This is a genomic window from Candidatus Caldatribacterium sp. SIUC1 (assembly GCF_051549785.1).
Classification (GTDB): Bacteria; Atribacterota; Atribacteria; order Atribacterales; family Caldatribacteriaceae; genus Caldatribacterium.
In genome coordinates this window covers 154,188-168,980 of sequence record NZ_CP189974.1, presented here as the reverse complement: position 1 = coordinate 168,980, position 14,793 = coordinate 154,188, and the positions used below count along the sequence as shown (strand labels likewise).

Genomic DNA, 14,793 nt, shown 5'->3' with positions numbered 1-14,793 from the left:
TGAGGTTCGTCAACGAGGAGGGGTTCCCCCTTCAGAAATTTTGCCGTCCCCCGTTTCCCAGGGAATCGTGATGTCGAAGACTACTCGGTCTCTTTGGGGCCGCAGATGAATCGTTCCGTTCCCCCGCCCCACCACCTCCCTGACGAGGTACAGCCCCACACCTTTGCCACTCCCTCCCCGGGGAAGCACCTCAGTGGGGTCGAAGAACCAGCGCAGGAACTCGGCATCGGGGGGTGAAGTGGTGTTCTCGAGGGTAAGGTGCAGTCCCGATTCCCCAAAAGCCACGGTGATGGTCACTTCTCCCCCGGGGACGTTGAAGGACAAGGCGTTGGTGATGAGATTCGAAAGGAGCACAAAGGCCTCGCCGCGGGAGAGAGGGAGGAGGTTTGTGTTTTCGCTCTCTGCGATATCGACCCGAACCCTCAGGTCTTTGTGGTCTTCCCGGGATTTCTCAAGGACTTCCTGGAGGAGGGCGGAGAACTCCCGATCCGAAATCCTCTCCGGTTTTTCCTCAAGAAGAACGCTGAGCCGCTGGATTTCCCGGATCGTACCTTCGAGGCGCCTGACCTGCCGCACCATGCGGGAGAGGATTTCTCCTTCCATGGGACGACCCTCTTCGAGGGTTTCCAGGTACCCCGAGAGGACGGTCAAAGGCGTCTGGACCTCGTGCCAGAGGGCGGTGAGGAAATACCTGAGGATCCGGAGTCTCTGGCCTTTTTTCTTCTCATCCTCAAGGAGCAGGAAGCGTTCCTCGCCAAGAGGAAAGGGCAAAAAGGCAAATCCTGAAGAAGGAACGCTCACCCTTTCTCCTGACGATACGGCCCGGGCAAGGACATCCCCAAAAACCGGGATTTCGAAGAACGCAACCTCCCTGACCCCATCGCTTCTCAAACCAATGGCCTGGGCAAAGGTCGCGTTGAGGAGCAGGCGGTGCCTGTCCCTGAGGTACAGCGCTCCCCCGGTGGACACACGGTCAAGGAGGGCGAGGAAATCCCGGAACATCGCTTCCCTGTGCTGCTGTATTTCCTCGAAGAACTGCTTGAGACCCTCTCTGAGGCCCTGTTCCGGTGATACTTCGGAGAACTCGGCCAGGAACTTCCTCCCTTTCAGGAAAGCAAGGGTGTACCCCAGGGAGAACGCCGCAATCCCCAAAACCCCAAGGAGGAATAGCTCAAGAGGGCTCAAAGGAATACCCCACTCCCCGAACGGTCACAATCTGCTGTCCCAGGGCACCGAGTTTTTTTCGAAGGTGTGCCACGTACACGTCCACCACCCGGTCGGTGACGAAGGCGTCTTCGCCCCACACCTCGTCGAGAATCCGTTGCCGGGACACAACCTTTCCCCGGTTCCGCACAAGGAGCTCAAGGAGCCGGAATTCCCGAAGAGAAAGGGGGATGACCTCTCCTTTAACCTCCACGACGAGGCTTTCGGGGAAAAGCACAAGGTCTCCGGCCTGGAGGAAATTCCCCCCGGAAGACGGTCCTGAGACCCTCCGCAGCACCGCCCTGATGCGGGCCAGGAGTTCCCGGGGGTGGAAGGGCTTGGTGATGTAGTCGTCGGCTCCCATCTCAAGACCCGAGACGATGTCCATGGGGTCGTCTTTCACAGTGAGCATGATGACTGGAGTATTTCGATAGCGAGGATGGGACCGGATGTGGTGGAAGACCTCAAAACCTCCGATACCGGGAAGCATAAGGTCAAGGAGAATGAGCTGGGGAGAGAGGCGCTCCATTTCCTTGAGGAAATCCTCTCCTCTAAAGAAGTGAAGGACACGGTACCCTTCTTTTTCCAGGAAGTACGTCACAAACTCCGCAACGTCTTTCTCGTCCTCGATGTAGGCGATTTCGCCGCTCACCCAGGTGTCACTCCCAGTACATTATACCCGATGGAGGAATGCATTTCAGGATTGCCTTGGGGGTACCACCGGACCGAAGGTCGGTGTTTGGGTGAATAAAAGAGGTCGAAAGTTGCCTGCTCCTCGGCATGCCGGAACCCGCAGTAGGGCAGAAAGCACCGCACTGGTGGGGATGAGACGTGGAAAATCCATTCGCCCTGGAAAAGGGTTGATGAGGAAAAGGTTCTACCGGGACTGGAGAAACCCTGGAACGTCTGAGAGCCGGACTTTCCGGTGTCCCACAGGATGTGAACCCCAGGTACTGGCGTTGCGATTCGTCTTTTTGATAGAATACCCTCAGCGTTCGGATTCGCGGAAGGATGACGCGCAAGGGCTGTGGGCAGGATCCTATATTGGACAGGTTTTCTTGTTGCTGCATCCTTTCTCTTTTTCAGTCTTGATGACCTTTTCTGGGACTTTTACTACTACTTCTGGGGCCAAAAACGAATCAGACACCGGTTACGGATTGGAGAACTTGACCAGGTGCCCCGGAGATTGATTGCTATCCTCATCCCCGCCTGGAATGAAGCCGAAGTCATTGGACCCATGGTGGAGAACCTCCTTCACTCTGTCAATTACCCCCTGGCGCTCCTACACGTTTTTGTTGGGGTATACCCGAACGATATTGCCACGGTGGAAGAGGTCCAGAAATTAGCGGAGCGGTATCCTCAAGTCCACGCTGTAGTGAATCCTCGAGAAGGTCCTACCAGCAAGGCTCAAAACCTCAACCAGGTTTTCGAGTTCATCCTCCGCTTCGAGCAGGAAAGACGCCTTCGTTTTGGGTGTTTCATTATCCACGACGCTGAGGACGTGATCCACCCCACCTCCTTGAAGCTGGCCAACTACCTCTCGTTGAAGTACGAAGTGGTGCAGTTGCCGGTGTTTCCTCTCCAGGTCTATCCCAGCTGGCGTACTTTTTTCCCTTACCTCACCGCTTCTACCTATGCCGATGAGTTTGCTGAGAATCACTATCGAGGCTTGCCTGCCCGGGAGGCAAGTGGGGCAGTAGTTCCCTCGGCGGGTACCGGTTTCGTCATTGCCCGCTCGGTGCTGGATGCGTTGGGGACTGGAAAACTCCTCGATGAGGAGAGTCTCACTGAGGACTACAGGCTTTCCCTGGATCTCGCCCGGTTCGGCATCGCCACCCATTTCTTCCTTGAAGGAGTGGAACGGGTGACAGAGGATGGGCGGGTGGTGGTGGAGTACATTGCTACTCGGGAAATTTTCCCCAACACCCTCAGGGAAGCGGTGAAGCAAAAATCGCGCTGGATTTACGGTATTTCCTTTCAGAGTTTTTCGCTCTGGCAGATACTTTGCGACCGGCGTTTTTCCCGCATTGCCAAGTACAGCCTTTACCGGGACTGGAAGGCCAAGTACGGGAATCTCCTTCCCTTGCCGGGCTATGTGGTTTTTGCCTACTTTATTTGTTCTCTCTTCTGCTCGCTGTCCCCTATCTACCCTCGAGGGTCTTTTTCCTGGTGGTTGAGCGCGGTGCTCACCGTTTTCATGATTGAGCGACAGCTGATGCGGATGGTAGCGCTCAAGAACGTCTATGGGTGGCGTTCAGCAGTGGCAGGTTGCCTGATTCCCCCGCTTTTACCCCTTCGGACGGTCTGGGGCAACGTGATTAACTTCCTTGCCACTCTCCGGGCCTGGCGAATCGCTCTTTTTGGATTCCCCCGGAGTCGTCCACGGTGGCAGAAGACCAGGCATTCGTACCTCTCTCCCAAGGCCCTGGTCCGCTACAGACGCCGCCTTGGAGACCTTCTCCTTGAAAAGCGTATTGTTGATCCGAAAACACTTGCCTTGACGCTTCGGAGAAAGGAGGAGCAGGAACGCCTTGGTGAGAAGCTCCTTAAGGAAGGGTTCATCACCGAAACAGAGCTCTTGGAGTGTCTGGGAGAGCTGTTGCAAACTGGTTTCTTAGAACCGGATCCTTATACCCTCCGGATAGAAGGGAATCATTCTCGTTTCCTGGTGGTTTTTTGCCGGTATGCTGTGGTGCCGATAGCATGGGGCAGGGATTCTGTGCTCCTTGCGACCGCAAAGCCGCTCTCCCAGGAGACGATGAGTAGCCTTGCAGCGGAACTGGGCGTGAGGAAAGTGGCAGTGGTTCTTGCTCCTTCAGAAGCAATCTCCCAGGGGTTAGAAGTGCTAAAGCGCAAGCTTCCTCAACAGTTCCCCCGTCTGGGCGAGAGGCTTCTCAAAATGGGAATTATTGAGGAAGAACACCTTGCCGAAGCACTCCGGGTTCAAAGGTTCTCCCATCGCCCTTTGGGTGATATCCTCTGCGAAATGGGAGTGTTGTGGCCGGAGGACCTGCGAGAAATTTTGCGGGAAGACGGTATTCAGGAAACCCAGGTGGGTTAGCGGTTCCCAGGTCTTTGGGGATTCGTCGGAGATTTCACGGCCACAGCCTGCAGCGCCTTCCAGAGCTTTCCGGAACCCAGGCGCTTTTCCAGTTGGCAGAGCGCGACTGGAGTCAACACCAGCCAGAGAACGTATTGTGCCCAGCTCTGTGTTCCGGTACCATGTTCTCAGGAAGCGAAAACCGGCGTGTCTTGACCGGGGGAGGTGCAGAACGTGTACCCGTGGCACGACACATTCCACATGGGCATTGTGCATTTTATGGCCTATCCGCAGGCGACGACTCAAGAAGAAGTTGTGCGGAGCGTGGAAGAAATCCTTGAGGATGCATTCTTCCAGGCCATTGAGGTGAGTGCCCTTCTTGATGAAGAAGTGCTTCGGGCCGTTGGCGTGATGTGCGATGTGGCCCGGGTAGAGGTCCTCCTTGGGGCCCAGCCCCTTGTGCTCTCGAGGGGGCTCAGCCTGGGTGCTCTTGAAGAGGAAGAGCGGAAACAGGCCCTTGAAGCCCTCAAGCAGGCTGTGGATAAGGCGTACGTTGCAAAAGCGAAAGCTCTGGCCTTCCCTTCCGGAAAACGACCGGAAGAGAGGAAGGAGGAAGAGGCGAGAAAACGGCTTGTCGAATCCCTTGTGGAGCTTTGCCGGTACGCAGAACAACGGGCGGAGGTTTCCGGATACCTCCTTGGGGTGAACCTCGAGGTCTTTGATTACGCGGTGGACAAAAGGGCCCTTATCGGTCCGGCTCCCTTCGCCTTCGAGGTGGCTTCGCTCGTTCGAGCTGAGTGTCCGAATTTTGGCCTGACGATTGATCTCTCCCATGAGCCGCTCCTTTTTGAGGATCCTGCCCGCACGCTCACCCTTCTTGCCCCCTTTGTGAACCACGTCCACATCGGGAACGCTGTGCTCGCGAAAGGGCACCCTGCTTATGGCGATACGCATCCCCGTTTTGGCCTGAGGGAAGGGTGCAACGATGTCCAGGAGGTAGCAGGATTCCTCAGGGCGCTTTTCCGCGTCGGATACCTCGAGAGGACAACCTTCACCGAGCGCCCGGTGATTTCCTTCGAGGTCAGGCCGCTTCCTGGGGAAAACCCCCGCCTGGTGGTGGCCAATGCCAAGAGGACGTTTCTTTCGGCATGGAACCGGCTCTTCCCCATACTCTGAGAGAGGAGTGAGGACGCGATGAAGCGACCCACGGTCTTTGTCACTCGTAGAATCCCTGAAGAGGGCATCCGAATTGTTGCCTCTTTCTGCGAGGTTGAGGTCAGCGACTTCGACGGTGTACTTCCCCGAAAGATACTCCTTGAGAAGGTACGGGGGAAAGACGGGATTCTCTGTCTCCTCACCGACACCATCGACCGGGAAGTCATGGAGGCAGCAGGACCGAATCTCAGAGTTATCGCCAATTACGCCGTGGGGTACAACAACATCGATGTGGCAGAGGCGACGCGGCGGGGGATCATGGTGACCAACACCCCCGGAGTGTTGACGGAAACCACGGCGGACCTTGCCTGGGCGCTCATGATGAGCGTGGCCCGGAGGATTGTGGAGGCAGACAGGTTCGTCCGGGCAGGAAAATTCCGGGGGTGGGAACCGATGCTCCTTCTTGGGACCGATGTGTACGGGGCGACCCTGGGCATTGTGGGTTTCGGCCGGATTGGCCAGGCCATGGCCCGGAGGGCTCTGGGATTCGACATGACGGTCCTCTACTACGACCTGCAGCGGGCTCCGGAAGAGATCGAGCGGCAGTACCGAGCGAGGTTCACCCCCCTTCCTGAGCTCCTGCAGACGTCAGATTTCGTGAGCCTCCACGTTCCCCTGACGAAGGACACCTACCACCTCATCGGCGAGCGAGAACTCCGCATGATGAAGCGAGAGGCCTACCTCATCAACACCGCCCGGGGCCCTGTTGTCGATGAGAAGGCTCTGGTCCGGGCTCTCCGGGAGGGCTGGATTCGTGGTGCGGCCCTGGACGTCTTTGAACGGGAACCTGAGGTGGAGCCGGAACTCCTTGAGCTTGGAAACGTTGTGCTGGCTCCTCACATTGGCTCAGCATCGTACGCCACCCGGACGAGGATGGCAGAAATGGCGGCTGAAAACCTTGTGAAGGCACTGCAGGGGGAAATCCCTCCCAATCTCGTGAACCCGGAGGTCCTCAAAAGTCGTGCGCATCGTGGCCTGTCCTGATTCCTTCAAGGGGAGCCTGACGAGTCCTGAGGCCGCTTCAGCCATACGGCGGGGTTTTCAGAGAGCTCATTCTCGCTTCCAGGTCACCGAAAAACCCCTGGCTGATGGGGGCGAGGGGACGGTGGAGGTCCTGGTGCGTGGGGCGTCAGGGAACATTGAAGAGCTCGAGGTCACAGGGCCGCTCTGGGAGAAGGTGAAGGCACGTCTTGGGATTCTCCCTGGTGGGGTCTGTGTTCTTGAGCTCGCTCAGGCTGCGGGGCTTCCGCTTGTGCCCGAAGGAAAACGCAACCCCCGCTTCACCACGACCTATGGTGTGGGGGAACTCCTGCGCTTTGCCTTTGAGCGAGGGTTCCGCAGGGTTATTCTCGGTGTTGGGGGAAGCGCAACCTGCGATGGAGGTATGGGGGCTCTCACAGCCCTGGGGGTGAGGTTTCTCGATGAAGAAGGGAGGGAGCTTTTAGGCATTGGGGAGAACCTCCTGAAAATTTCCCGTATCGACACCCGGGACGTGATTCGTCCGCAGAAAGGTACAGAACTCCTCATCGCCAGCGACGTCACGAATCCCCTTTACGGACCCCAGGGAGCAGCCTTCGTGTATGCGCCCCAGAAGGGAGCGGATCCTGAGGACGTTCGGTTGCTCGATGCGGGGCTACGGCACTTCGCTCGGCTCATCGAGCGTCACCTCGGCGTTCGGGTGGACGATCTCCCCGGAGGAGGGGCAGCAGGTGGCATTGTGGCCGGGCTTTTTGCGTTTTTCGGGGCAAGAATAGTCTCCGGTATCCGTCTTGTAGCGGAAATGGTGGGCCTTGAGGAAGCCATTGCAGGTGCCGATTTTGTGGTGAGTGGAGAGGGGAAGGTAGACCGGCAGACCTTTTTTGGCAAGGTGGTCTCCGGGGTTTTAGAACTCTGCCGGAAGCACCGGAAGCCTCTACTTATCCTCGCGGGGAAAATCGCCTGGGAGGAAATTCCCAAGCTCCCCGAAGAAATTGTGGGGATTTTCCCCATCGTGGACGGTCCAATGTCCGAAGGGGAAGCCATGAAAGAGGCGGGTAGGCTCCTTGAGCAGGCGGCTTTCTCTCTTGGGAGGTTGCTGCAAAGCAGGCTATAGCTGTTTTGCCCGGGCAATCTGGCGGAGTCTCCGCACGTTTTGGGTTATGGTCCTCCGGGAGGGAACGAAGCATGTCGCCTTTCGGAGGAGGTTGAGGTTTTCCAAAATCCAGAGGTAGAGGTCAGCAGGTGTTCGGTTGCGAAAGCTCCGCATGATGCCGCTTTCTTCAATGACCTTCACTGCTCCCAGGTAGCAGTGTTCGTACCATCCCGAAACGGCCTCCTCCCAGGAGAGGCAATGGTCTTTTTGGGTTCTTGCCTCTTCCGCATTAGGACAGGAAGAGCACTGAAAGCATTGGATGAGGCGGAGGAACTCCAGGTACCCTCCGGGAACGGTGACCCGTATGGTGGAAAGCCCGGTCTTTTCCCGAAATGCTCGCTCTTCAAGGTGATGGAAAAGCGCTTCGGGAGAGTCCTGAGGGGCATCCTTTGGGATTGGGATTTCCACCACTTCTGCGTCGATGTACAGTGCCCCTGAGGCTTTAGCGGCCGAAATCCGGTGGTGCCCATCCCGGACGAAGTAGAAGTTCCCGATTTTTATCAAGGATACCGGCGGTAGCGGTTTCCCTTCTTCATACAGGGCGTGGATGCGAGCCCATCGGTGGCGTTCCCTCCGTTTCAGGGGAAGGAATTCCCTGTCGAAATCGCCGAACCGGTTCTCAGTCCCCACAATCCAAGCGATGGGCACGGCCTGGATACCCCGGTAGATGGCTTCACCAGTTCCGACAACCTCCCACCAGGGAGCCAGAGGAAGGAGGCGATGGCGGTGGTGCCTGAGCTTACCCAGAATCCTCTTCCACAGCGCTTTATAGTACAGGCTGTCGAAGGTTCGGATGCTCTCGTAGAGGCTCATGGTGTTCACCTTCTTTGCCCCTTTGACCACCGGGGGTTTCTTGCTATTCCGGCCGGGTCTCTCTTCTCACCATCTAGACATCTCTGTTGCGCAAAAGAGCGAAGAAAGCCAGAAACGACCTATTCTTTGAATGCTCCTGCGGTGAGTCCAGCAACGATGGATTTCCCTGCAAGAAGGGCCACAACGAGTGGGGGAATGGTATAAATCATGCTTCCCGCCATAAGCTTGTTCCATTCGACACCGTACTGGCCGATGAAGACGTAGAGCCCGATGCTGATAGGGCGAAGGCTTTCCTCCTTTATGAAGGCCAGTGGGACGATAAAGTTCCCCCAGGCCATAAGGAAAACGAGAATGGAGACTGAGGCTATACCGGGCGCTGAGAGGGGCAATACGATGCTTATGAGTATTTTCAGGTATCCAGCTCCATCAATAAGAGCGGCTTCAATAAGGCCAGAAGGGACGGAAACCATGTACGATCGCAGAATGATGATCGCAAAGGGTACCAGGAAGACGGAGAGAGCAAGGATAACGCCAAAATGTGAATTGATGAGTTTCATTCTTGTAAAGATCAGGAACAGGGGAATGATGACCGCTGTATACGGCAACATCTGCACGAAAGCAAGGAGGAAACCCAGGGAATTCTTCGAGGAAAACTCGAACTTGGTCAGAACAAAAGGAGCGGGCAGGGCAATGAGCAGGGTCAGCATCAGGGTACCAAAGGCGATGATGAAACTGTTCTTGATGTAGGGGAGTAGCGTTATGAGAGCTTCCCGGTAGTAGCGCAGCGTTGGTTCTGGGGGAACGAGGTAAGGGGGTTTGTGAAAAATCTCCTCGGTCGACATGAAGCCTCCTATGGCAATGAAATAGAGAGGGGAGACAATAAGGGCAACAACCCCTGCAACCAGCGCGCTCCATTTCCAGCCTCCCTTTTTCCTCAACCGAGCTTCACCTCTCTTCCCATCTGATACGGTTTGAAAGGCTGATGAAGAGCACAACGATAATCTGCATCAACACGAGAACTGCCGTAGATTTGCCGAACTGAAACCGGTCGAAGGCGAGAGAGTAGGAGAGCGTACTGAGGAGGTGTGAAGCTCCTCCGGGACCACCCTTGGTGATTATCCACACCAGGTCAAAGACCTTGAAGGTAAGAATACACCCCAGGATGAAGGTGGCCACGATTACTGGTTTCAGCATAGGGAGCGTGATATACATCACTTTGTGCCAGCTTGCTGCACCGTCTATGTCAGCACTTTCGTAGAGTTCTTCGGGAATCTGCTGTATCCCGGTGTAGAGGAGGATGAAGTTGAAAGGAATTCCCAGCCATACATTGACCGCAGTGAGCGAGTAAATGGCCATCTTCTCAGTAGTAATCCATCTTATCGGCTCTTTGATCCATCCCAGCGCTGTCAGGAAATTATTGAGAAAACCATTGTCGCTCAGGAACCATCTGAAAAAAGACCCGGAGACCATGATGGGCATGACCCAGGGAATCATGACCAAAGCCTGGAAGAGACCCTTAAGGGGGAATTCACGGTAAAAAAGAAGAGCTAAGAGGAACCCGATGCTCATCTGCAGTACAATCGAGAGAAGAGTGAAGATGACGGTGTTGAAGAGGGCTTTCCAGAAAAGAGGGTCATCCAGAACCTCCCTGTAGTTTGCCAGACCAACGTTTTGTGCCGTTCCCCGAATGTAGCTTATGAGGTTTACATCCTTGAGGCTAAGAAAAATATTGTACACTATGGGATAGATCCCGAAGGCGCATATCAGAGCGAGAGATGGAAGTAGGAACAAGAAAAGAGGTGCTTTGGGCATTCTCACAACGATTCTTCCCCCTTTAAGGTGAGCGGAAAAACTTTACATTGCTCTTTCAGAGAGAAAGGAGGGGGATTGGAATCCCCCTCCTTTCTTGAGTCCTACTGCTGCTTTGTTCTTGCCAGGACTTCTGTCAGGACGTTCCTTGCAAATTCTTTGTGTTTCTCGTACTGTTCTGGAGCGAAAAGGTTCCTAATGTTTTTCGCTGCCTGACCGAAGGCTTCCTCAGGGGTTTGTGCTCCTGTGAGGGCCTTTTGCAGAGCTAAGGCAAGCTCGTTGGAGACATCGGGGTATTTTTCCATTCCTCCCATGGGTGGTCTGGGGAGTGCATATGCAGCCTGATCTATAAAGACCTTGAACTCCGGACGGATGCTGGCTATCTTCGCAGAGTAAGATGCTAGAGTCGGAATGTGCCCCGTCCATTTCTCGTAATATTCCTCTAACTTTTCTCCAAACCATATTCTGATAAGCTCCCAGGCGTACTTGCTCTTCTCGGCGTCCGTGGTGGTGATGCCCACGCACTCTCCACCGAAAGGCAGGACAGCGGAACGCATGGCGGCGTCAGGGACCGGGAACGGAGCAACTCGGACATCTCCCAACTTTTCCAGAACGTCGGGCAGGAGATGCCAGCCAAATTCCCAGTTGCCGTTCACCATCATAGCCACCTGGCCGTTCATGAACCAGATGGTTTCGTCACCCTGGTCTTTCAGATTAATAACGTCCCTGGGAGCATATCCCTCTTTTACCAGCCCTGCCACGAAGGCCAGTGCCTCTATTGCCTCTTTCTGGTCGAGCTCGAGGAGGCTTCCGCCATTGCTCCACAGAAAAGGTTCAAATTGCCAGGTGCCCGCCTCGTCTGCTCCTGCGTAGAAAATGAGCCCGTAGAGGTTGAGATTTTCCTTGATTTTTCTCGAGACGTCCAGGAGCTCTTCCCAGGTTTTCGGGGGTTTTTCTACACCGACTTTCTGCAGGAAACCCTCACGATAGAAAATGGCCAGGTTGTTTGTGTGCACTTGCAGGGCGTAGATTCCCTCGTCTTTGCTGGTGACCATTCTATGGCCGGGGAAAAAGTCCATCCAGAAATCGTTGCCCAGGTCTTTCATGACATAGTCCCTGATGTTTTGGAGAACATTTGCATCTATAAGCTGGGGAACCCAAGGGTTGTCAAGGTACACCAGGTCGGGTAAGGTGTTCGACACAGCCTGCTGCAGGATGGTGGACATGTACTCGGCAAAGGGGATGTACACGTATTTCACGTCGATGTCGGGATGCACCTTCTTGAATTCGGGAATGAGAACGTTCTGGATGAACTGAGCCACTTGCTCGTTTGGGTTGGAGTAGCCCTGGAATACCAGAGTGGTTTCAGCGAAGACCAGAGAAGGCAGTGTTACCAGGAGGAGTATTACCAGAAACCAGACAGCTTTTTGCCCTTGCATACCTATCCCTCCCTATCTGAAAAGATTAGATAACCGATTTTTACCGATATTGTAATCAGTTGCTAGAGTCTTGTCAATTATGCAAAATTTAAGCCTTTTCAATTCACGTTTAGGTAAAATTTTTCACTACCTGGCATGCCAGTGATGGGCATGGCGTTTACAGGTTGCTAAGATGCGGTACAATATGGAGGAGGTCGTAGAGGAGGGAAGGAGGATGGAACCGGGAGGTTTGCGTCGCTTCGTCAGATGGCTGTACCCGGGGATGCGGGTGAAACGCTGGCTCTTCATCGCCGTCTGTGGCGTACTCCTCATTTCCCTGGGTATGAGCCTCATTCTCTCCGTCCCGTCGATCCGGGGTTTTTACACCCTCTGGCGGCGTTTCGTTTTTGCTTTCCTTGGGCACTACTCGCTGGCAGTGGTCTTCGGACTTGCCTGGATTGTTGGTGGGGCTGTGCTTATCGTCTGGGGTCTGCAGCGCATGAACCGCTCCATTATCAGTGCGCTTGTGCCTGAGAAGGAGGACATTGCTGAAGCCATTTTTAAAAGCCGCCGACTCACCCGTGGGCCGCACATCGTGGCCATTGGTGGAGGTCATGGCCTCTACACCCTGCTCCATGGCCTCAAGGAGTACACCGCAAACCTTACGGCCATTGTCACGGTTTTTGACGACGGAGGGAGTTCGGGGAGGCTTCGCCGGGATATGGGGGTTCTGCCCCCTGGGGATATTCGGAACTGTCTCATTGCGCTGGCCGATACCGAGCCCCTCATGCGGGACCTTTTCCAGTACCGCTTCAGCGAGGATAACGAACTGAAGGGTCACAATTTTGGGAACCTCTTCATCGCTGCCCTCACCCAAGTAACCGGGGACTTCCAGCGGGCGATTCTTGAGTCGAGCAAGGTCCTGGCTGTCCGCGGCCGGGTTCTCCCCACGACCCTGGAGAACGTGCTCCTCAAGGCGGAGTGTGCTGACGGGACGATTGTTTCTGGTGAGTCCAATGTGGGGAGCTGTGGGAAGCGTATTAAGCGCATTTTCCTTGATCCTCCATCGGTGCCTACAACCCCGGAGGTCCTCAGGGCCTTAGAAGATGCCGACCTCATCGTCCTTGGTCCTGGAAGCCTCTATACAAGTGTTCTCTGTAATCTTGCCGTGGAAGAGGTCCGCGAGGCCATTCTCCGGTCTCGGGCACCTCTGGTTTTTGTATGCAATGTCACGACCCAGCCGGGAGAGACCGATGGGTACACGTTCTCGGACCACCTTGAAGCGGTCTTTCAGTTCCTCCCCAGGGAGCGGGTGAACTACGTCCTGGTGAACGGGGAGCGACCCCAGGAGGAGGTGCTGCGAGAACTCAAAAAGTCCGGGATTGAACCGATTTTCGCCGAAGGTGAGGAGTGGGACTTCCCGGGAAAGATCCTGGAGGCACCGCTTCTTTCTCCGGAGCACCCCACGCGCCATGACCCGGGTCGTTTAGCTCAGGCGCTTGTCGCAATTCTCCTTGAGGAAAAACCCTCTTTGAGCCTGTACTTTGCCCTCCACACAAAGAACGGCCTGAAGAACCTCAAGATTGTCCGTCTTGTGAGCCGCCTGGGGAAGAAGGCGCTGGCCCGGAGCGAGTGAGGGGGGTACCGAAGGAAAGGGGGTTCTGCAAGGCCGCCCGGGTCACAAGCAATGCCGTATCGACCATGTTTTCTAGCTCCCTTAGGGGGGCGGAAATCCCATGGCGTTGCCGGAGGCCGAGGACGTTCCGTTTCACTTCAAGAAGGCGGTCTAAGGCTTTGAAGAGTCCTGCTTTTTCCCGCTCAAGCCCCACGTACTCCCACATGGTTTCCTGAATGACCTGGCGAAGCTCCGCAAGGGTATGTCCCTCCGGAGGTTCTCCTATCTGTTCTGGAAAGGGGAGAAGTGGGGGAGGGACAAGGGGTGGTTCGGAAGAAACAATGGAGCAGGCCGCCCGGAAAGCAAAAACGAGTCCTTCAAGAAGGCTCGTAGAAGCAAGGCGGTTTGTTCCATGAACCCCGGTGCAGGCCACCTCACCAACGGCATAGAGACGGCGGACTGTGGTTCGCCCCCAGGAATCGCTGAGCACACCTCCACAGGCAAAGTGCGCTCCCGGAACCACAGGGATGAGGTCCCGTGTAGCGTCGAAGCCTCTTCTTCGGAGCTCCTCGAAGATTTCGGGGAAGGCGGCGCGGATTTTTTCGACCCCGAGGGGGCTGAGGTCAAGGAAAACGTGGGGGACTCCCTCTTCCTTCATGGTCTGGAAGATCGCCCACGCGACGACATCCCGGGGGGCGAGATTCCCCAGGGGATGGAAGCGCTCAAGGAATGGTTTCCCCTCCCGGTCAAGGAGAACGGCACCTTCTCCCCGAACCGCTTCAGAAATGAGGAAGGCATGGGGTTCGCCGGGGCTATAAAGGAGCGTGGGGTGGAACTGGATGTACTCCATGTTCACTAAAGTCGCCTGTGCCCGCCATGCCAGGGCGAACCCGTCTCCCGTGCACCAGGGGCCTCCGGAGGAATGGCGGAAGATGGCATTCAGCCCACCGGTGGCAAGGACCGTGGCACGGGCAAAGATGGGAATGACCTCGTTTCCCCTGAGAACATAGGCCCCAAAGCACTCGGGAGGATTGTACCGGAGGGCGAAATCGGCACAGTGCAGCGAGGTGATGAGCTCTAAGGCAAAAGTTCCGGGAAAGAGGGTGATATTTCGTTCTTCAAGCACTGCCTCGTTCAGGCGCTCCTGAATCGCCTTTCCGGTATAGTCTTTGACGTGGAGGATGCGCCGGAGGGAATGGGCACCTTCCTGGAAAAGGTCCCATGTGCCTTCTTTCTTCCGCTCGAAGGGCACGCGGAGTTCCTCGATGAGAAAACGTTGAACAAGCACCGGTCCAAGACGTGCCAGAATCCGGGCGCTTTTCCTGCAGGAAGAGAAGGACGAAGCCCGAAGAATGTCCTCAAGGAGGAGGTCTGTGGTGTCTCCTTCTCCTCGAAAGACTATCCCTCCCTGTGCCCTGGCGGTATTGGTTTCGTCAAGAGCAGAGGCTTTCGTCACGAGGCAGACGCTTTTGCCCTGCCGGGCGAGGAAGAGCGCTGTGCAACTTCCGGCAATGCCGTTTCCGATGACCAGGGCGTCATAGACCATGGG

Annotated in this window: 12 protein-coding genes; 5 read left to right on the top strand and 7 right to left on the bottom strand. The window is 55.8% G+C overall.

Going from position 1 to position 14,793, the window contains the following annotated elements; genetic code table 11:
• Nucleotides 1-9: 9 nt before the first annotated feature.
• Entirely contained in the window at nt 10-1,185 is a 1,176-nt protein-coding gene (locus ACP6EK_RS00850; RefSeq protein ID WP_438316560.1) for a sensor histidine kinase, read from the bottom strand.
• Nucleotides 1,172-1,855 (bottom strand): response regulator transcription factor, encoded by a 684-nt coding sequence (locus ACP6EK_RS00845; RefSeq protein ID WP_438316557.1) that lies wholly within the window; start codon nt 1,853-1,855, stop codon nt 1,172-1,174. Before ACP6EK_RS00845 ends, ACP6EK_RS00850 begins: the two co-directional genes overlap by 14 nt.
• A 375-nt stretch (nt 1,856-2,230) precedes the next feature.
• Between ACP6EK_RS00845 and ACP6EK_RS00840 the strand changes: the two genes are divergently transcribed.
• The 4 genes from ACP6EK_RS00840 (at nt 2,231) to ACP6EK_RS00825 (ending at nt 7,550) form a co-directional block, all read left to right on the top strand.
• Nucleotides 2,231-4,264 carry a glycosyltransferase gene (locus ACP6EK_RS00840; protein ID WP_438316554.1) on the top strand — a complete coding sequence of 678 codons (2,034 nt, stop codon included), beginning with the start codon at nt 2,231-2,233 and terminating at the stop codon, nt 4,262-4,264.
• Nucleotides 4,265-4,477: 213 nt separating this feature from the next.
• A complete protein-coding gene (locus ACP6EK_RS00835) occupies nt 4,478-5,419 on the top strand; it encodes a sugar phosphate isomerase/epimerase family protein (RefSeq protein WP_438316551.1) in 942 nt (313 codons plus the stop codon).
• Between the two features lie 18 nt (nt 5,420-5,437).
• Nucleotides 5,438-6,442 (top strand): glyoxylate reductase, encoded by a 1,005-nt coding sequence (gyaR, locus tag ACP6EK_RS00830; protein WP_438316549.1) that lies wholly within the window; start codon nt 5,438-5,440, stop codon nt 6,440-6,442.
• Nucleotides 6,420-7,550, top strand: coding sequence for a glycerate kinase family protein (locus ACP6EK_RS00825; RefSeq protein WP_438316546.1), 1,131 nt, complete (start codon nt 6,420-6,422; stop codon nt 7,548-7,550). Before gyaR ends, ACP6EK_RS00825 begins: the two co-directional genes overlap by 23 nt.
• Here ACP6EK_RS00825 and ACP6EK_RS00820 read toward each other — a convergent pair.
• The 4 genes from ACP6EK_RS00820 to ACP6EK_RS00805 form a co-directional block, all read right to left on the bottom strand.
• Complete coding sequence (locus ACP6EK_RS00820; protein WP_438316543.1) at nt 7,545-8,411, bottom strand: hypothetical protein; 867 nt, start codon at nt 8,409-8,411, stop codon at nt 7,545-7,547. The two genes, ACP6EK_RS00825 and ACP6EK_RS00820, sit on opposite strands and share 6 nt — an antisense overlap.
• A gap of 110 nt (nt 8,412-8,521) precedes the next feature.
• On the bottom strand, nt 8,522-9,244 hold the full coding sequence (locus ACP6EK_RS00815; RefSeq protein WP_438316541.1) for a carbohydrate ABC transporter permease: 723 nt from the start codon (nt 9,242-9,244) through the stop codon (nt 8,522-8,524).
• 103 nt (nt 9,245-9,347) lie between these two features.
• Complete coding sequence (locus ACP6EK_RS00810; protein ID WP_438318785.1) at nt 9,348-10,214, bottom strand: carbohydrate ABC transporter permease; 867 nt, start codon at nt 10,212-10,214, stop codon at nt 9,348-9,350.
• 101 nt (nt 10,215-10,315) lie between these two features.
• Entirely contained in the window at nt 10,316-11,650 is a 1,335-nt protein-coding gene (locus ACP6EK_RS00805; RefSeq protein WP_438316538.1) for an ABC transporter substrate-binding protein, read from the bottom strand.
• A gap of 214 nt (nt 11,651-11,864) precedes the next feature.
• Between ACP6EK_RS00805 and ACP6EK_RS00800 the strand changes: the two genes are divergently transcribed.
• Nucleotides 11,865-13,265 carry a gluconeogenesis factor YvcK family protein gene (locus ACP6EK_RS00800; RefSeq protein WP_438316535.1) on the top strand — a complete coding sequence of 467 codons (1,401 nt, stop codon included), beginning with the start codon at nt 11,865-11,867 and terminating at the stop codon, nt 13,263-13,265.
• Here ACP6EK_RS00800 and ACP6EK_RS00795 read toward each other — a convergent pair.
• Entirely contained in the window at nt 13,207-14,790 is a 1,584-nt protein-coding gene (locus tag ACP6EK_RS00795; RefSeq protein WP_438316533.1) for an L-aspartate oxidase, read from the bottom strand. The genes ACP6EK_RS00800 and ACP6EK_RS00795 overlap by 59 nt on opposite strands.
• Nucleotides 14,791-14,793 lie beyond the last annotated feature (3 nt).